Genomic DNA, 17041 nt, shown 5'->3' on the forward strand with positions numbered 1-17041 from the left:
CAGGATTTTTTGGTTGGCAGTCGAGGTTTTTAAAAATGGGATAAGGAGGTATTGCACACTAATGCTTAAGTTTATTTTTCTTGTTTCAGTCTCAAGGCGGAATGGCGGGTAAATGTCGGGCCAAATTCAGGATAGTTTCGTCCCAAGTTAAAATACAATTGAAGATATTGCCATAGTCGATAAAAAACAGCAACTTATGAAACAACCTGAATTGGGCAGAAAGCTCGCAGAGATGCGAAAGGCAAAAGGATTGACCCAGGAGGACTTGGTCGCAAAGTGTAACCTAAGTGTCAGAACCATACAGCGTATTGAAGCAGGAGAGGTGGTACCTAGGGGATATACGATTCGAGCCCTGTTTGAAGCCTTGGAAATGGATTGGAATAAAACGGGAGTTGATCAGCAGCCTTTTTTTCTAAAGGAGCTTCCTTCTTCCCTGAAAAGCTCGATTTATTTTTCGTTTGGGGCAGGGGTGTTATTTCTATTGGCTCTGATTGTCCAAACTCCTTTGGATTTCAAAATCACAGCTGGATCCAAGGACGTTGGATTCGAGTTGTATTTTTTGATTAGGCTTGCCGCTTTAGTTTTCTATTCGATTTTCATGACGGCATTTGTGAAAATTGCCACTCATTCAAATAACCTTCCTTTGAGAAATGCTTTTTGGCTGATGCTTGTGAGTTTTTTTGTCGGCTCGTGTGCCGATGTCTATCTATATTACCTTTCGGCTTTGCCCTACAATTTGGTTGGTGGAATTATCGCTTCCGTCGCTTTTGGAGTAGTCTATTTGTTTTTTGGATTCAGCTTGACAAGGTTTGAACTGACCATGAAGTCAGTCGCACAGCCATTGGGAGTTTTGGGGATTGTCTCTGGTTTCCTTTTTATAACAGTAGTTGGGGCGGTTTTGGGTGTTTTTACGATGATCGCCCTCTACATCGGTCTTTTGTATTTCCTGATTTGGTTTGTGAAAAACTCTAGTGAGACTGCTCGTCCCGATTCTGCCTTTTTTACTGAATTGCAGTCTTGATTTTCTCCTTTACAAGTTTGAGAACTTCCGCATTTTTTGAACTGGAGGTCTCGATTTCCAGAATTTTTGGGAAAAGACTCGGTTCGTAGAAGTTCTTCAGTGCGGTTTCTAGTTCTTCCTGATTTTTTGCCAAAGTATATCCAAAACCAAACTCCTGCGCCAGATGGGCAGCGTTCAGCTTTTGTCTGGTTTCGAAAAACTCCTCCAGTTCAGGTTGCTTGGCCGGTCCGTCGATGAGCCGGAATATGCCGCCCGCGTGGTTGTTCAGCAGGACGATCCGTAGATTGGGCATCGCGTAATTGTGCCAGAAGGCGTTGCGGTCGTAGAAAAACGCCATGTCTCCTGTGACTAACGTGACCGGGTCTTTGGTAGTGAAAGTACAGCCGACTGCCGTGCTATTTGAGCCATCGATACCGCTTGTGCCACGGTTGCAGATGATTTCTTGGTCCCTTTTTCCGAGAAAATTCACATAGCGCACAGCCATGGAGTTTGCCAGATGGAGTTTGGAGGCTGCCGGGATTTTTTCCAGCAGAAAATGCAGCGCGGGGTACTCCCCAAAGTCCGAGGCTTGGAATATGGCGGGAAGTGCTGCTTTTGATTTTTCCTCGAGGATTTTCCACTTGTTTGAATAGCCTTCATCTTGGATAGGGAGGTGTTCTTCCAGCCAAGCGAGAAAGTCTATGGGCGCGCAAGCCAAGATCCGAGTCAAATGCTGGAAAGTATCCCTCGAATGACCGTCCGATTGGATATGCCAGTGTGAGGCATCCGATTTTCTAAGAAACTGTTTGAGGCTTTTGGAGATGACCGATTGACCAAAGGTTATGATCAAGTCGGGAGCGAGGTCGACCTGCTGGCTATCGTCACCTAGCCAATGGTCGTGAAGTGTGAGGGTATGGTCGCTCTGCAGGTTGGAGATCACATCCGTCACGACAACAACGTTTTTACTGCTCGCCAACTGGTCCAGGAGCTTTTGGATCCGGGGATTCGGGCGCTGTTGTCCCGGCACGATCAGCAGTCTTTGGACATCAGTAAGCCGGTTTTTGATATGCTTTAGACTTTCTTCAGTGAGCTGGCTATAGCTGGAAATCGGCGTGAATTCGCGGGGATGTTCTGGATATTCGAATTTTTCTCCCTCCAGAGGATAGAAAGGCTCGCGGAGCGGAATGTTGATATGGACCGGGCCAGCTGGAAATTGCTTGGCTAGATTGATGGCTTCGTTGACGATTCGTCCGGCATGCCAAGTCTGCTCAACAGCGACAAAGGAATCAGGAAAGCGGAAGCTTTTCTTTACGTGCTTTCCAAATACTTCCTCCTGATGGATCGTCTGTCCGTCCCATTGGTCTATCCACTCCGGGGGCCGATCTGCAGTGAGAATCAGCAAGGGCACACGCTGGAAATACGCTTCGGCAATCGCCGGATAGTAGTTCAGTGCTGCGGATCCGGAGGTGCAGACTAAGGCCACCGGCTGTCCGAGTTGCTGGGCCATGCCGAGTGCGATAAAGGCCGCTGAGCGCTCGTCAGAGATCGTGCGCGAGTGGATGTCCGGATGCCTGACAAAGGCCAAAGTCAAGGGCGCACAGCGTGAACCTGGCGAAAGGATGGCGTTTTCGATTCCTTTTTTGGCGCAGATGGCCACTAAGTCGAGGATGGGTCGGATGATCAAGCGCTTGGTTTTTGGATGAACTTGCCGATGATCTGACACTTGAGCTCCGTTTCTTCCCATTCTTTTTCAGGATCAGAATCTTCGGTCACTCCCGCTCCCGCATACAGCGTCGCAAAGTCCCCATTGAGGGAGGCGGTTCGGAGGTTGACGTAGATGGAAGTTTCTTCCTGAATGTTGACCGGACCTATGAATCCGGCAAAGAACGAACGATCAAAGTCCTCATTTGCTTGTAAAAATTCATGAGCCTCTTTTCTCGGCATGCCACACACCGCCGAAGTCGGATGCAAAAGATCCAACATCACGGAGCCCAGCTGGGGAAATCCAGTGGCCTTCATGTCCACTTTGAAATCTGAGCGAAGATGGAGGAGATTTCCGGCCATCACGGTTTTTGGTCCATGCTCTTCGTACTCCCTGAGTCGGATTTTCTTGAAACAGTCCACAATATACCTACAGACCAAGGCTTGTTCTTCAATTTCCTTTTGTGTCCAAGCAGCCGATTTTAGAGGGTTTTCGCCCGATGCCGGCTGAGTTCCTGCCAAGGCCATCGTATAAAAATGGTCTCCTTTGGTCTCAATCAATACTTCGGGGCTTGCTCCGATCCAGGTGCCACCATGGGGTATGTGAAAAAAATTAACGAAAGAATTGGGATAGGCTTCGAGCATTTTGAGAAAGGCCTTAGCCAGATCAAAATCTTCGGATACCGAGATCCTCTTTGTCCTAGCTGGGACCACTTTTTCCAAAGTTCCCGCCTCAATTGCAGCTATTCCGTCCTGGACGAGTCTGATAAAATGCTCTTTGCTTTGTGATTCGATTTCGCTGGCGTTCTTCGACTCGGACTGTAGCCTTATTAGCTGGGCTATTCGGGATTTGGCGGACTTTTCAGTTTCGCCAGCTTGACTTTTTATCCACTGAGGTGAGTCTTCTGCGTCAAACTCCTGATCGAGTTGCAGGCTGAAGTAGTAGCTTGACTTGATGAAAAAGGCCTTTTTGTCCTCTTGATCCGCGAAAGGATGGACGATAAATCCCGATGGAAGATTTTCGAAATTTAAGCTGACCCGCTCAGGTGTTTCACTGTCATCCAGCAAAAACTCCAACTTTTGGGACTTGGGTTTCCGCCAGATGGCGAATGAACTGCCCGATTCCAGACCTTTGAGAAAAAGCAGGTCGAGGAATTCTGACTGGGAGGTGGGTGTTGAAGCTTCGGTGTAATTCATTTTTTCTCCAAAATAGCCATGGTGATCCGGCTAATGCAGCACAATTTTTCGCCCTCGTCAAAGATTTTTATCTCCCAGATTTGGGTGGATCTACCTAGATGGATAGGCTTTGCAATTCCTTTCACTAGTCCATCATTCACAGCTCTTACGTGGTTGGCATTGATCTCCAAGCCTACGCAAGTTTGTTTGGATCGGTCCAGCGTGAGAGAAGCTGCAAGGCTGCCCAAGGTCTCCGCCAGCGCTACACTAGCACCGCCATGTAACAAGCCCATGGGCTGCTTGGTTCGGTGGTCAACGGGCATACTTGCTTCCAAATAGTCCTCACCAATGGCAGTAAACACTATTCCGAGATGGTTGATCATGGTATCCTGCCGCGTTTGGTTAAGCTGGTCTAGGGAAGGACTTGAAAGAAAAACCATTAAAATTCGGGTTAAATGAAGTTTATTTGGGTTGCGGACAAAAATAAAGAAACTTGAATCGAAAAAAAATTTACCTGGTAAGACACGGACAAACCGATTTTAATCTTCAGGGGGTGGTGCAGGGCAGTGGCATAGACGCACCGATCAACGAAACCGGCCTCGCCCAGGCCAAGGCATTTTTTGAGGCCTACAAGGATACCCATTTTGATCAAGCCTATCACACGGCTTTGATCCGAACTCGACAGTCCATCCAGCAGTTTATTGATCTGGGTATTCCTAGCCAAGCTTTGCCTGAATTGAATGAGATTTCGTGGGGGGACTACGAGGGCACTCCTATGACTCCTGAAGAGGGAGAATATTACCGCCATATGCTACATCAGTGGCAACAGGGAAATCTGGACTATGCCATTGCCGGTGGCGAAAGTCCGAACGTAGTGGCAACCAGAATGAGAAAGGGGATAGAGAAAATCCTGACTGGCCCAGGGGAGACGATTTTGGTCTGTATGCACGGACGGGCGATGAGAATTTTCCTGAGTCTGATCCTGAACTATGACATGCGTCTGATGGATCAGTTTGAGCACAATAACCTATGCCTCTATGTCTTGGAACAGTTGCCCGATGATACTTTCGTGGTTAGGAAATTCAATGACCAGACGCACCTCGCTGCTCTGAGTCAGCTTTGAGTGCTTTTGCTGCCTTCTTCTTGGCTATTAAGCTTTCCTCATACATCGCCAAGTATTGCTGATGAAGGGCTTGGTTTTCGGTAAGGTCAAAAAGGCGAAATGCAATTTGTTGAAGCTGGACTCGCTGCCCATTTTCAAGTTCAATCAAAAATTCTCCCAAAAAACACGCGTCGAAATCGCAGGAAGGGACCTCGATAAGCAAAGCCAACTCGGAATTTCCTGTATAGTGTTTGGTGTCGAATGCAGTGGCGAAGTGGGACTCAATATCCCTGATATTGGTTTTCAATTCTTTCAATTCCTTGCTCTTGAAGAGCACCAGAAAGGTCTTGGACTCGGGATCATTCGCAAATGCCGAGCTGAAGCTAATCAGAAACAAAAGAAGAAATGCCAATCTTTTCATCGTCAACAATATAGTGGAATTAATTTCCTTATTGCAAGTGGCATGCCGATAAAAAAAATCCCTGAAGGGTCGCCTCAGGGATTTTTCTATGGAAGGGAGAATATTACGCTTTCGCTGTCCTCTTTTTGGTTTTTGCGCCCTCTTCTTCGATCTCATCTTCGACTCCGGCGAGGATTCTTCCGCAGTGTTCGCAGACGATCAATTTTTTCTTTTCACGAATATCAGCCTGTCTTTGTGGCGGAACGGTGTTGAAGCAACCTCCGCAAGCGCCTCTTTTTACCATTACTACCGCCAGGCCGTTTTTGGCATTTGCGCGGATCTTGGTGTAAGATTTAGCAAGTCTGTCTTCTACTTTTTTGATGGCTTTGTCACGCTCAGATTGGAGCTTTGACTCTTCTGACTCGCTCTCGGCAACGATAGTGTCCAGTTCGTCTTTCTTCAAATCCAGATCCTTCTGACGGTCTTTCATCAAGTTGCTCAACTCTTCCAAATCGGCCTTTTTCTGCTCGATCTTCACTCCGGATTCAGCAATTTTCTTTTTCGAAACCTGGATTTCCAAATCTTGAAGTTCCAATTCCTTGGTGATGGCATCGTACTCACGGTTGTTTCGTACGTTCATCTGCTGCTCTTGGTACTTCTTGATCAGCTTTTCGGATTCCTTGATGTTTTCCTTAAACCGCTTGATGTCGTCTTCGAAAGATTCGATGTCGTTTTGGAATTTTTCGAGTCGTGTTTCGTAGCCTGCTATCTCATCTTCGAGGTCTTGTACTTCCTCAGGAAGCGCTCCTCTTACTTTTACGATGGCATCTAGTCTTGAATCTATAAGTTGAAGGTTGTAGATAGCTTCTAGTTTTTGTGCTACTGTACTTTCCATGTACTATCGGTAGGATGTGGGATTAGTAACTACTTTTGTCAAATAGAGTGCAATATTAGGGAAATTTTGTGACAAAAACTCCCCGAGTAATTCTTTTGTGAAAATTTCACTTTCGTAATGGCCTATGTCACAAAGTATCAACTGCCCCTCTGCATCGAAAAATTCGTGGTATTTGACGTCTGAGGTCACAAACGCATCGGCCCCGGCACGCTTGGCGTCCGAAAGCAGAAAGATCCCAGCACCCCCGCACACTGCCACTTTGCTGACTTTTTTTCCTCTCAGGGCGGTGTGCTTGATCGTGCCGAGATTCATTTTTTCCTTTAAATAGTCCAAAAAGTCAAGCTCGTCCATTGGGCTTTCCAGCAGTCCCACCATACCCGCTCCGACCTCCTGGTTTTCATTTTCCAAAGCGGACAGGTAATAGGCAACTTCCTCGTAAGGATGCGCTCTTTTCATCGCGCTGATGACTTGCCTGCTCAAAAAAGAAGGTAAAATCACTTCTATTCGGATTTCTTTTTCGGATTGGGGAATACCGCGCTCGCCTAGGTGTGGATTTGCTTGCTCAGATGGGGTAAAAGTTCCCACTCCTTCCAATTGGAAAGAACAGTCTTTGTATTCTCCAATCTGCCCCGCACCAGCTGAAAAGACTGCGGAAAGGACAGCGTCTTTGTTTTTCGGTGGGACGAAAAAGACCAGTTTGTTGAGTATCTGTTTTTTCGGTTGGAGGATCTTCGTTTGACTGAGGCCTAAACGATCGCAGATCCGCTTATTGACACCGGTCGCGACGTGATCAAGATTTGTGTGTATGGCATAGATCGCAATGTCGTTTTTGATAGCCTTGATCACGGTTCTTTCCACGTAGTTGCGTCCGGTGAGGCTCTTCATTCCTTTGAAAACGATGGGGTGGTGCGCGACGATAAGATTGGCTCCAAGTGCGATCGCTTCTTCGACGACCGCTTCCGTGCAATCCAGGCTGCAGAGGATTCCGCTGACGGTTGCGCTCCTTTCCCCGCAGATTAAGGTAGCGTTGTCATAGCTTTCCTGATAGGCTAGGGGTGCCAGCGCCTCCAGACAAGAAATCACATCCTGAATCCTGTATCCCATAATTTTTCTTTTTCTTTGGTCAAAAATAGTAAATCCTGCCAATGCCTTGGTATGCCTTTCTGCTTGCTCCATTTGCGCTGATTTTTCGGATAGTCACCGGCATTCGTAATTTTTTGTACGATCACGGCTTCTTCAAGAGTTCAAGAGCACCTATTCCCACCCTCGTCGTCGGTAACATCAGTGTAGGCGGTACGGGCAAGACGCCCATGGTGGAGTTTTTGATTCGCCATCTGATAGGTGATGTCTCCTTGGCATGCCTTAGTAGGGGCTATGGCAGGCAAACCAAAGGGTTTCTCAAGGCTAGTCTGGACAGCAACGCCTCCGATATAGGGGATGAACCCCTTCAGATATTTCAGAAATTCGGTGGAAAGGTGCCGGTGTTTGTGGGGGAGGATCGGCTAGCAGCATTGAAGAAGATGGCTGTGGGCTCTCCCGGATTTCAACTGGCGGTATTGGACGACGCTTTTCAACACCGAAGACTAAAAGGAGATGTCTATATGCTGTTGACTCCTTTTTCAAAGCCCTTTTTTCAGGATTTCATCATGCCGGTAGGTCGGCTTAGGGAGAGTAGGTCTGGAGCCAAAAGAGCGGATTTGGTCGTGGTGACCAAATGTCCCGAGGAGATTTCTTCCAGGGCAAAGGCGGAGATAAAGCGAGGCCTTAACCGTTATTTGGACCGGAACGTGCCTGTTTTGTTCTCAAAAATCGCCTATGGATCCGTCTATCCGGTCGGTCATACGCATCCCTTTTCCGGAGCGGTGATCCTGCTTTCCGGGCTGGCCGACGAGTGGCTTTTTGTCAGCTACTGCAGGGAAAAGTTTACTGTGCTGGAAGAGCTCGCCTTTCCGGACCACCATGATTATGGAAATACGGAACTTGAGAAAATCGCAAGTCTTGCAAAAAAACATTCGGCCCAAAGTCCCGTTCTGTTGACTACAGAAAAGGATGCCGTCAAACTTAATTCTTTCGCAAATCAGGGTTTTTTGGGGGAAATTCCGATTTTTGCCCTGCCTGTGGAGGCAAGATTTGAACCAGAAGACAAGCAAATGCTCCTGAGCTATATCCGCGAAAAATTCAGAAAAAAGTGATCAGAAGAGGTTTAGTTTTCGGGATTTTATTCGGGTTGCTGACGGTTCAGATGCTTTTTGCACAGCGACCTATCCCGAGAGGGCAGACGAACAATGGGACGGGCCAAGCCGAAAGGCAGGGAGCAGATCCTGAAGAAGAGGAGGTCTCGGACGGACGCAGACCGCTTTTGGACGACAGCACCCGGCAGGTTTACGGACCCAAAACCTCTCTTTTCTACTTTGAAAGGGACTTAAAGCGAAATCGGCTACAGCTCTACGAGCAAGATACTTCCCTTACGAATTTTCACAACTACGATCCGGTAGCCAAAGGGGGCTGGAAATACCAGGACTTGGGAAATATCGGAAGCGCAGCGAAGCCCGTTTTCTACGAAATACCAGAGGTCATCGGCCTTCGATCCGGATTCCAAGCCTATGATCTCTACTATCACGATCCGGCAAAGCGGAGGTATTTTGACACCAAATCTCCTTTTACCGAGATGTCGGCTTTTTTTGGCGGGGGCAATCGAAACATGTTGGACATCGCTTTTGCCCGAAATATCAACCCGAGGTGGAATGTCGGTTTTGAACTGCATACCGAGCGTATCAGAAAAACCCTCAACCCAGTTCAGCGAGATGACCACATGGCTGAGCAGAATGCCTACACCTTTCACACCAACTATCGCTCTGAGAATGGAAAGTACTGGCTCCTGGGGGGCTTTTCCAGGATGCGGCATGTGGTGTATGAGATCGGGGGGATCATTCCTCCAGAAGTAGACTCTACTTCTCTCTATTTTACTTATGAAGACGCCAAAGTCTGGCTTCACAACTCCAGAGCGAGGGACCTAAGGCAAGATTACCATATCTATCATGAGTATAAGCTGGGCAATGGACTCCAGATCTATCATACCTTTGATAACCGAAACCAAAACGTAGTCTTCGGATCGGACCTCACTACTAGTGATTCTTTGTTTTTTAATCAAGAGAGGCTAAATGCTCAGGAGGATACCACTCGAAACGAGAGTGACTTTGCAGAGTGGAAAAATGAATTTGGCGTCAAGGGTTCTTACAAGGGTTTTTACTACAATGCGTTCACTCGGGTCAGAAACGGACGCATGGAAAGTCCTTTTTTTCCCGATAAAAGGGAGACATTTAACGAAGTCTTTATCGGAGGGGAGCTGATTGGCAAAATCTCGGACAGGTGGTCTCTCAGCGCTGATGGAGAATATTTGATTCCTGGGGCCTTTCGTATCCATGGGCTTTTTGTGTCGCCGTGGCTGGAATTAGAATATACCAAGGCGCTCTACAAGCCGACCTCCCAGCAGCAGATCTATTACGGCAACCATTATCGTTGGGAAAATAACTTTGACAACATCGGAGTCGACCAGATCAAGGGCCGGATCAAGTTGGACTTCAATAAAATAAGTCTTAGACCCAATCTGACGATCAATCGGGTGAATAACTACGTGTATTTCAACGAGGACAGAATCGCGACCCAGGCTAGTGGCGAAGCCTATATGCTCATGCCAGGTTTGATTGCCAATTTCCAGATTGGAAAGAAATTCCGTTGGGATTCCGAGGTGATATTTACTGAGATTTCGGGAGAGGGTGCGGACAATTTCCGCATCCCACAGCTTTATGCCAATACCCGGTTTTACTTCGATAGCCCGATGTTCAATGAAAACGTGTTCGTACAATTGGGCATCGATGTCAGATATAAGTCCTCTTATTACGCGGAGGCTTACAATCCTTCTTTCCAGCAGTATTATCTGCAGAATACCTTTGAAGTTTATGCCTACCCGGTGGCGGACCTCTTTCTTGATTTCCGCATCAACCGAACCCGCGTGTTGTTCAAATACAACCACCTGAATGCAGGTCTGATGGAGCAGGAGGGCTATTTTGTCACGCCTGACTATACCGGATATAGGTCCTTTCTGGATTTGGGAATTACCTGGTATTTGTTTGATTGAGAAAGAGATTCAAGACGCTAGATTATGAGATAGAGAAGTCGAAAATCAGAAATCTAAAGCCTGAATTTTGAAATGTACTCCCACAAATTTTCGGTAGCCAATAACCATAACCTAACCAATAACATGTCTTGGGAAGATAGCACCAGACAAAAAATGCTTCATCTGAAGCTCCCTACCGACCCGAGATGGGTTGGGATCGCCGAGATGCAAATCGAGGATATCTTGGTAGACCACGCCTATTGTGAGCAGAAGGCTGCTTCCTCTTGCATCAGTCTGATTCTCCGGTTCAATGATTTGGATGATATCGTGGATACGCTGACCCCGATTGTAGCCGAGGAATGGGGACACTTTGAGCGGGTGCTTGCCCAACTGCGGAAGCGGGGAATGAAATTTGGCGCTCCCAGAAAAGACGAGTATGTGATTAAGCTGAATGAATTTGTAAAAAAAGGTGGGAGCCGAATTCAACAGCTCACCGAGCAACTTTTGCTGAACGCTTTGATCGAAGCACGCAGCTGTGAGCGGTTCAAGCTTTTGTCAAAAAATGTCGCAGATGAGGACCTGCAGAAGTTCTACTACGAACTGATGATTTCCGAGGCAGGACACTATGTGACCTTCATTGAGCTGGCGAGAAAATATGACGATGTCGAGAAGGTCAACCGACGTTGGCAGGAATGGCTGGACTACGAATCGGAGGTACTGAAAAAACTGGAAGTCCGGGGTGACCGCATGCATTGATTGGGACTGCGTTGACTTCATAAAAAATGTCAATCATCCACCCAATTATTCCGTATTTGTGTATTATTAATCTGATTTCCTGACGAATTTTTAATTAGCTGTTCCAAAACGAACAATCCATGAATCTGATCGAAAATGTCCGCGAGGCACTCAACTCTGTAAAGGTCCATTTACTCCGCACGGTGCTCACCGGGGCGATCATCGCCATAGGGATTTCCTCCCTGGTTGGAATGCTGACTGCCATTGACGGGATCAAGGCACAGATCGCGGAGAGCTTTGCCGGGTTGGGGGCAAATTCCTTCGAAATCCGCAACCGCGGATTCAGCGGGGGCAGAGTGGTACAGGAGGGAAAGAAAGAGAAGACCTACCCCAATATCACTTATAGAGAAGCCGCTCAATTTAAGAAGGACTACGGATCGATAGGGATCTCGACGATTTTCACCTCGGTCACGGGAATCGCTGAAATTAAAAGAGGATCAAAAAAGACCAACCCAAATACAAGAGTGCGAGGTGCGGATGAAAACTACCTCGCTATCAAGGCGGTAAAGCTGGGCAAGGGCCGTAATTTCAGTAATATGGAAGTTCGCTATGGCAACTCGGTGGCTTTGATAGGGAAAGAAATTGAGGAGACGCTTTTCAACCCAGGCGAAGATCCGATCAACCAGAAAATCACTGTTTTGGGCAGACCCTACACCATCGTGGGTGTCTTGGATAAGCAGGGCGGAGTAGGCCAAGACCAAGGTGCCGACCGACAAGTGCTGATCCCAATCGAAAACGCAGCCCGCTTGGACAAAAACGGGAACTTCTATTACCGTATCACTGGGGTGGCTTCCGATCCGGGAAAGATCGAATACGAAATGGGCCAGGCCATAGGCATGATGCGAAAGATCCGACAGGATCGGGTCGCGCAGGAGGATTCTTTTGAGCTCACCAAAAGCGAGTCGGTGGCGGAAAGCCTCGAAGAGGTAGCCGGCTATCTTAGAATAGGTGGTTTCGGGATTGGCTTTATTACCCTTTTGGGAGCGTCCATTGGTTTGATGAATATCATGTTGGTATCGGTGACGGAGCGAACTCGTGAAATCGGAATCCGAAAAGCTCTTGGCGCTACTCCACTCCGGATCCGTCAGCAGTTTTTGATCGAAGCCATCGTGATCTGTATACTCGGAGGCATCTTTGGGATGTTGCTGGGCTTGGCGATAGGCAACGTGATTGCCAATTTCATCGGCCCGGGAGGATTCCTCGTGCCGTGGGTATGGATGTTTATCTCCTTTTTGATCTGTATCATCGTTGGCCTGATCGCCGGATATATCCCAGCGTTCAAAGCCAGCAAGCTCGATCCCATCGAGTCGCTGAGGTACGAGTAGGTTTTGAACAATAGTTGATAGTCGATGAACCAAGGCCCGTTAGAATAGAGGGAATCAGAGTTCAGGTACGTAGTTCAGTCCAATAGACTGAAGAACGCTTTGCGAAGAACCAGTTAGATGGATATCCAAAAAAAGTGATACATGAGAAATAGCCGCAATTGCGGCTATTTTGATGTTTAAAAACAAGGAATGCCCATAGCAAACCACGGCTTCGTTCAACACAGTCTAATTCCAATCCGGGATGCCTTCTTCTCACTAGCTCTTTTTTTTGCGCGGATTGCGTCTAACTCTTTACGTTGACCGCAATGCCGTAAGAACTATTTTTAAATTTTAATACATAGAATTTTGATGTATCATGTTTCTATGTAAATTGGCGTTATGAATTCAACAGAACTGATAAAAGGAACTCTTGCAACCATCCTACTTAAATTACTTGATGAAAATGGGAAAATGTATGGCTATGAGCTAACTCAAAAAGTAAAGGAACTATCAGACAATAAAATATTAATCAAGGAAGGTTCCCTGTACCCTGCCTTGCACAAGCTTTTGAGTGACGGTCTTGTGGAAGTTGAGACAGTGAATGTAGGAAAGCGGATTCGAAAATATTATTCTATAACGAAACAGGGACAGGAAAGAAAGATTGCTTTATATAATGAGCTCAGTGAGTTTCTTAAGACAATTCAGCACATTGTATTTCCTCACCAAAAAGCTTCATTTTTATGATTTTAGAAGACAAGGAGGTATCATTCATAAAAGGGGAAATTGAAAAAAGTAAAATTTCCATTTCAGAACTTAAAGATGACTTGCTTGATCATTTTTGCTGCTTTATAGAAAACGAACTAAATAAAGGGAGATCATTTGAATCTTCTTATGTAAAAGCCTTGAATCACATATGCCCCGATGGATTTGATGAAATTCAAAAGGAAACTATTTATTTGTTAAACTCTAAAAAGATAATTGCTATGAAAAGAATTATGTATTTAATCGGTCTTTTGGCTTCTATGAGCATGACCCTTGGGTGGTTGTTTAAGTATTTAAACTGGAAAGGTGGAGGAGACATGTTGACTTATGGGATGATTTTCTTTTTAGTGCTTTTTTTGCCAATGCTAGCTATTAATAGATATAAAATGACACTGAGTGGAGTTTTGTCCGAAAAACTAAAAATAATTTTTGGTTTCAGTGGTGCAATTGTAACCGGTTTAGGTGTCATATTAAGGACAAGCGGAATGCAATACGGAACTTTAATAGTTATTGTAGGAGCATTAATAATTGCATTCGGATTTCTACCTTTCCTGTTTTTTCGAATGTACCGAAAATCAATAGAGCAGATTTAATTAAATGGAAATATTCAGTGTAGACATGGTTAAGAGTAAGTGTACGGAAAGTGCTAAATTTGAAAGTAATTAACTTTGGTTGTGACGCAAAGTGAATCGGTTTTAATGCCCACCTGCTCTTAGACTTCTCCGTTTACGGAGCGCTGTACACGAGTTGACTTTCCGAATTCTAGAACTTTCCGTTGCCGATAGAGCTGTTTTCCCTATCTTCAAGCCATCATTTAAGGGGTGCCCCAAAATAAAGGGCTGAGATCATACCCATCGGCAGCATGCTGTCGTGCACCTGATCCGGGTAATGCCGGCGTAGGGATCGAAAATCAAGGTTAACCCTTATTTGGATAAAGGATAAATTTATTCAAATGGAATTTTCATTCGACGCGGATTTGCTCCTCGAGCAAATCCAAAACACCCGCTTGCTGGAGTGGGTCGCCGTGGCTTTCGGAGTTTCCGAAGTGCTCTTGGCTAAGAAAAACAACATCTGGCTCTATCCCACCGGAATCGTCGGGATTCTATGCGGATCGATCTTGCTGCTGGACTCCAAGCTCTACGCAGAGACACTTCTGCATTGCTATTATCTGGTGATGAGCGTCTACGGATGGGCCAACTGGAAAAACCGTTCCGCAACAGGAGCTTCCCAGATCACCAGAAGTGATTCGAGGGACTTTGCGATAACCCTCGGAATAGCCGGGTTGGGCTGGGTTTTCCTCTATTTTATGCTAACCACCTTCACCGACTCGGATGTCCCGGTCATCGACGCTTTCGTGTCATCCACTGCTTGGGCAGGGATGTGGCTTTTGGCCAAACGTAAGCTGGAAAACTGGATTTGCCTCAATATCTCCAATCTCGTTGCAATTCCTTTGCTGTATTCCAAGCAATTGTACATGTTCTCATTTTTAACCCTTTTTCTCTTTATCGTCGCTGTTTTTGGCTACTTGGATTGGAGAAAAGAACTCGATAGCAAGGATGAAACGCTCCGATCTGTTTGATTCAAGCCATGCCAAAGCCTCCGAAAAGATGGGGCGCCTTTCAGATGAGTGGCTAGAAGTCATTTATGAAAAGAAATGGTTCAAGCTCTTCGTTCCAAAAGAACTGAAAGGATTGGGTCTGGATTTGACAGAAGCGCTTCGTCTCGAGGAGAAGCTGGCTGAACTGGACGGGAGTTTGGGCTGGACGGTGACTCTTTGCGCCGGAGCAGCTTGGTTTGTTGGGTTTTTGGACAAGGAGCTGCCCCAAGAGGTTTTTTCGGATCCCAGGGTTTGTCTTGCCGGAAGCGGCTTCGTGGGAGGGAAGGCAGATTTGGTGGATGGAAAATGGCGGATCTCCGGCAACTGGACTTACGCTTCCGGAGCTTTGCATGCCACACATTTCACGGCTAATTGTGAGATCCTTGAAAACGGCGTTCCACTTTTGGACAATAAGGGAAACCCGGCGGTCAAGGCATTTATCCTCAAAAAAGAAGAGATTGAGATCCTCGACGGCTGGAACTATATGGGGATGATCGCGACAGGAAGCCACGCTTTCAAGGCTGACGGAATTTCTATCCCTAATAATAGGGTTTTTGAGATCCATCCCGATCAAGCTGTACTTGCTGATCCGGTTTTTCGCTATCCTTTTTTACAGTTTGCTGAAGCGACGCTGGCGGTGAATATCTTGGGAATCACACAGCATTTGGCAAGGCTTATCGAGCAGTCTTTTTGGAAGAGGCACGAGTACAGAAAGTACAGCAAAAAGCAGTTGATGTATTTTCAGAAAACTCTGGAAAAGCAGTCTAGAAAGCGCGAGAAATTCAAAAAGGAATTTTATGCCCTAGTCAAGGGATCCTGCGACGAACTGGAGTCAAAAAGAGAAATTTCCAAGTCGCTGCTCAAAAAGATCAGCCAGATCAGCCGAAAGCTGACCCAATTCTGCCGCGAAAGCAATGGTAAACTCTATCCTTTCGCAGGCTTGGAAGCTGCCAAAACCCATACCGAACTCAACCGGGTGTGGCGGGATTTCAATACCGTGAGTCAGCATACGCTTTTGATTTTTCCTTTTTGAAATAGTCAGTTCCCCTTTTTTCGACAATTCTCGTCACATGTTTTTGATTTTCAAATCGTTCTGTTAATATAATAGGAGAGGATTTGACAATTTTATTGACATGGAAGGGGATTATTTCAAAGGGCGGGGAGCGCAGATTCAGTCGGGCAACCGTTTTTTGGGGAGCAGGGTCGTAGCAGAGCATATCGAAGGCTTGGACGAGGAGCTTTTGATTTCTCCCAAAACTGAGGTCCGCGTAGAACACGCCAAGACGATCGTAAATCCAGTGAAAAGTCCGGACCTCGGCTTGATGTTTTCCTTAAATCCCTATCAGGGCTGCGAACATGGGTGCATCTATTGCTATGCCCGAAACTCCCACGAGTACTATGGTTATACAGCGGGCTTGGATTTTGAGACCAAGCTGATGGTCAAACCCAACGCGCCGAGTTTGTTGGAAAAGCACCTGCTGAATCCCAACTGGAAAGTAGCCCCGATCTCGGTGTCGGGAAATACAGACTGCTATCAGCCGCTTGAGAAGGAAAAGGAAATCACCCGAGGGCTGCTGACGGTATTTGCAAAATATCGCCATCCGGTGGGTTTGATCACCAAAAATAGCCTAGTTCTGCGTGATTTGGATTTGCTGCGGGATCTGGCGCAAGACAGACTGGTGCAGGTATACATTTCTATTACCACTCTGGATGAAAGTCTGAGGAGAAAAATGGAGCCAAGGACGGCGAGCGCGGTGAAGCGCTTAAAAACCATTGAAGCTTTGGCAAAGGCTGGAGTGCCTGTCGCGGTTATGAATGCCCCGATTATTCCTGGATTGAATAATCAGGAAATACCCGCGATCCTAAAAGCTGCAGCGGATCACGGTGCGCTGAGCGCCGGGATGACAGTCGTTCGTCTCAACGGTAAGCTGGAAGAGATCTTTTCCGATTGGCTAGAGAAAAACTTCCCGGACCGTTTTCAGAAAATCATGCACCAAATAGCCGAAGTTCACGGGGGACAGGTCAACGACAGCCAGTTTGGAAGGAGGATGAAGGGTGCCGGAGTACTTGCGGAAAGCATCCAGAATCTCTTTCGTTTTGCGCGGAAAACGCATTTTGTCGGGCGCGCCATGCCTCCTTTTGACTTGGCGAAATTCCGGCGTGGGGGCAATCTGAACTTGGAATTTTGAGTT

Annotated in this window: 17 protein-coding genes; 11 read left to right on the plus strand and 6 right to left on the minus strand. The window is 46.6% G+C overall.

Annotated elements, in window-relative coordinates:
- Positions 1–196 precede the first annotated feature (196 nt).
- Complete coding sequence (locus tag J0A67_RS02340; protein WP_206567663.1) at positions 197–1021, plus strand: helix-turn-helix domain-containing protein; 825 nt, start codon at positions 197–199, stop codon at positions 1019–1021.
- Here the strand turns inward: J0A67_RS02340 and menD are convergent.
- Genes menD through J0A67_RS02355 form a run of 3 tightly spaced genes read right to left on the minus strand, consistent with a single transcriptional unit; the run spans position 1002 to position 4317 of the window.
- Positions 1002–2744: a 2-succinyl-5-enolpyruvyl-6-hydroxy-3-cyclohexene-1-carboxylic-acid synthase gene (menD, locus tag J0A67_RS02345; protein WP_241265040.1), complete on the minus strand. Its 1743-nt coding sequence runs from the start codon at positions 2742–2744 to the stop codon at positions 1002–1004. The genes J0A67_RS02340 and menD overlap by 20 nt on opposite strands.
- The gene (locus J0A67_RS02350) at positions 2681–3898 is read right to left on the minus strand and encodes a chorismate-binding protein (protein WP_206567664.1); all 1218 of its coding nucleotides are present in this window, start codon (positions 3896–3898) and stop codon (positions 2681–2683) included. Before J0A67_RS02350 ends, menD begins: the two co-directional genes overlap by 64 nt.
- A complete protein-coding gene (locus J0A67_RS02355) occupies positions 3895–4317 on the minus strand; it encodes a hotdog fold thioesterase (RefSeq protein ID WP_206567665.1) in 423 nt (140 codons plus the stop codon). The genes J0A67_RS02350 and J0A67_RS02355 overlap by 4 nt, the downstream gene beginning before the upstream one ends.
- Before the next feature lie 53 nt (positions 4318–4370).
- On the opposite strand from J0A67_RS02355, the gene J0A67_RS02360 reads away from it, so the two are divergent.
- Entirely contained in the window at positions 4371–5000 is a 630-nt protein-coding gene (locus J0A67_RS02360; RefSeq protein WP_206567666.1) for a histidine phosphatase family protein, read from the plus strand.
- Here the strand turns inward: J0A67_RS02360 and J0A67_RS02365 are convergent.
- The 3 genes from J0A67_RS02365 to J0A67_RS02375 all read right to left on the minus strand — a co-directional run bounded on the left by J0A67_RS02365 (position 4960) and on the right by J0A67_RS02375 (position 7378).
- Positions 4960–5400, minus strand: coding sequence for a hypothetical protein (locus tag J0A67_RS02365; protein ID WP_206567667.1), 441 nt, complete (start codon positions 5398–5400; stop codon positions 4960–4962). The two genes, J0A67_RS02360 and J0A67_RS02365, sit on opposite strands and share 41 nt — an antisense overlap.
- A gap of 103 nt (positions 5401–5503) precedes the next feature.
- The gene (locus J0A67_RS02370) at positions 5504–6274 is read right to left on the minus strand and encodes a zinc ribbon domain-containing protein (RefSeq protein WP_206567668.1); all 771 of its coding nucleotides are present in this window, start codon (positions 6272–6274) and stop codon (positions 5504–5506) included.
- Positions 6275–6277: 3 nt separating this feature from the next.
- Positions 6278–7378: a Nif3-like dinuclear metal center hexameric protein gene (locus J0A67_RS02375; RefSeq protein ID WP_206568608.1), complete on the minus strand. Its 1101-nt coding sequence runs from the start codon at positions 7376–7378 to the stop codon at positions 6278–6280.
- A 41-nt stretch (positions 7379–7419) separates the two neighbouring features.
- Between J0A67_RS02375 and lpxK the strand changes: the two genes are divergently transcribed.
- The 9 genes from lpxK to J0A67_RS02420 all read left to right on the plus strand — a co-directional run bounded on the left by lpxK (position 7420) and on the right by J0A67_RS02420 (position 17038).
- A complete protein-coding gene (gene lpxK, locus J0A67_RS02380; RefSeq protein ID WP_206567669.1) occupies positions 7420–8466 on the plus strand; it encodes a tetraacyldisaccharide 4'-kinase in 1047 nt (348 codons plus the stop codon).
- A complete protein-coding gene (locus J0A67_RS02385) occupies positions 8463–10412 on the plus strand; it encodes a putative porin (RefSeq protein ID WP_317195030.1) in 1950 nt (649 codons plus the stop codon). The genes lpxK and J0A67_RS02385 overlap by 4 nt, the downstream gene beginning before the upstream one ends.
- 123 nt (positions 10413–10535) lie before the next feature.
- Positions 10536–11147 (plus strand): MiaE family protein, encoded by a 612-nt coding sequence (locus J0A67_RS02390; RefSeq protein ID WP_206567670.1) that lies wholly within the window; start codon positions 10536–10538, stop codon positions 11145–11147.
- A 119-nt stretch (positions 11148–11266) separates the two neighbouring features.
- On the plus strand, positions 11267–12511 hold the full coding sequence (locus tag J0A67_RS02395; protein ID WP_206567671.1) for an ABC transporter permease: 1245 nt from the start codon (positions 11267–11269) through the stop codon (positions 12509–12511).
- A 378-nt stretch (positions 12512–12889) separates the two neighbouring features.
- Positions 12890–13234: a PadR family transcriptional regulator gene (locus J0A67_RS02400; RefSeq protein WP_206567672.1), complete on the plus strand. Its 345-nt coding sequence runs from the start codon at positions 12890–12892 to the stop codon at positions 13232–13234.
- Positions 13231–13845, plus strand: a complete 615-nt coding sequence (locus tag J0A67_RS02405; protein WP_206567673.1) for a hypothetical protein — start codon at positions 13231–13233, stop codon at positions 13843–13845. Before J0A67_RS02400 ends, J0A67_RS02405 begins: the two co-directional genes overlap by 4 nt.
- 359 nt (positions 13846–14204) lie before the next feature.
- Positions 14205–14831 (plus strand): nicotinamide riboside transporter PnuC, encoded by a 627-nt coding sequence (pnuC, locus tag J0A67_RS02410; protein WP_206567674.1) that lies wholly within the window; start codon positions 14205–14207, stop codon positions 14829–14831.
- Complete coding sequence (locus J0A67_RS02415; RefSeq protein ID WP_206567675.1) at positions 14809–15882, plus strand: acyl-CoA dehydrogenase family protein; 1074 nt, start codon at positions 14809–14811, stop codon at positions 15880–15882. Before pnuC ends, J0A67_RS02415 begins: the two co-directional genes overlap by 23 nt.
- A gap of 100 nt (positions 15883–15982) precedes the next feature.
- Positions 15983–17038, plus strand: coding sequence for a PA0069 family radical SAM protein (locus tag J0A67_RS02420; RefSeq protein ID WP_206567676.1), 1056 nt, complete (start codon positions 15983–15985; stop codon positions 17036–17038).
- Positions 17039–17041: the final 3 nt, after the last annotated feature.

The sequence above is a fragment of the Algoriphagus aestuariicola genome (assembly GCF_017254835.1).
Lineage (GTDB): Bacteria > Bacteroidota > Bacteroidia > Cytophagales > Cyclobacteriaceae > Algoriphagus > Algoriphagus aestuariicola.

Excerpts from the sequence above, each read along its gene's own strand:
- J0A67_RS02340 (WP_206567663.1), top strand. The coding sequence starts at position 197 with ATGAAACAACCTGAATTGGGCAGAAAGCTCGCAGAGATGCGAAAGGCA.
- menD (WP_241265040.1), bottom strand. The coding sequence starts at position 2,744 with ATGGGAAGAAACGGAGCTCAAGTGTCAGATCATCGGCAAGTTCATCCA.
- J0A67_RS02350 (WP_206567664.1), bottom strand. The coding sequence starts at position 3,898 with ATGAATTACACCGAAGCTTCAACACCCACCTCCCAGTCAGAATTCCTC.
- J0A67_RS02355 (WP_206567665.1), bottom strand. The coding sequence starts at position 4,317 with ATGGTTTTTCTTTCAAGTCCTTCCCTAGACCAGCTTAACCAAACGCGG.
- J0A67_RS02365 (WP_206567667.1), bottom strand. The coding sequence starts at position 5,400 with ATGAAAAGATTGGCATTTCTTCTTTTGTTTCTGATTAGCTTCAGCTCG.
- J0A67_RS02370 (WP_206567668.1), bottom strand. The coding sequence starts at position 6,274 with ATGGAAAGTACAGTAGCACAAAAACTAGAAGCTATCTACAACCTTCAA.
- J0A67_RS02375 (WP_206568608.1), bottom strand. The coding sequence starts at position 7,378 with ATGGGATACAGGATTCAGGATGTGATTTCTTGTCTGGAGGCGCTGGCA.
- lpxK (WP_206567669.1), top strand. The coding sequence starts at position 7,420 with ATGCCTTGGTATGCCTTTCTGCTTGCTCCATTTGCGCTGATTTTTCGG.
- J0A67_RS02390 (WP_206567670.1), top strand. The coding sequence starts at position 10,536 with ATGTCTTGGGAAGATAGCACCAGACAAAAAATGCTTCATCTGAAGCTC.
- J0A67_RS02395 (WP_206567671.1), top strand. The coding sequence starts at position 11,267 with ATGAATCTGATCGAAAATGTCCGCGAGGCACTCAACTCTGTAAAGGTC.
- J0A67_RS02400 (WP_206567672.1), top strand. The coding sequence starts at position 12,890 with ATGAATTCAACAGAACTGATAAAAGGAACTCTTGCAACCATCCTACTT.
- J0A67_RS02405 (WP_206567673.1), top strand. The coding sequence starts at position 13,231 with ATGATTTTAGAAGACAAGGAGGTATCATTCATAAAAGGGGAAATTGAA.
- pnuC (WP_206567674.1), top strand. The coding sequence starts at position 14,205 with ATGGAATTTTCATTCGACGCGGATTTGCTCCTCGAGCAAATCCAAAAC.
- J0A67_RS02415 (WP_206567675.1), top strand. The coding sequence starts at position 14,809 with ATGAAACGCTCCGATCTGTTTGATTCAAGCCATGCCAAAGCCTCCGAA.
- J0A67_RS02420 (WP_206567676.1), top strand. The coding sequence starts at position 15,983 with ATGGAAGGGGATTATTTCAAAGGGCGGGGAGCGCAGATTCAGTCGGGC.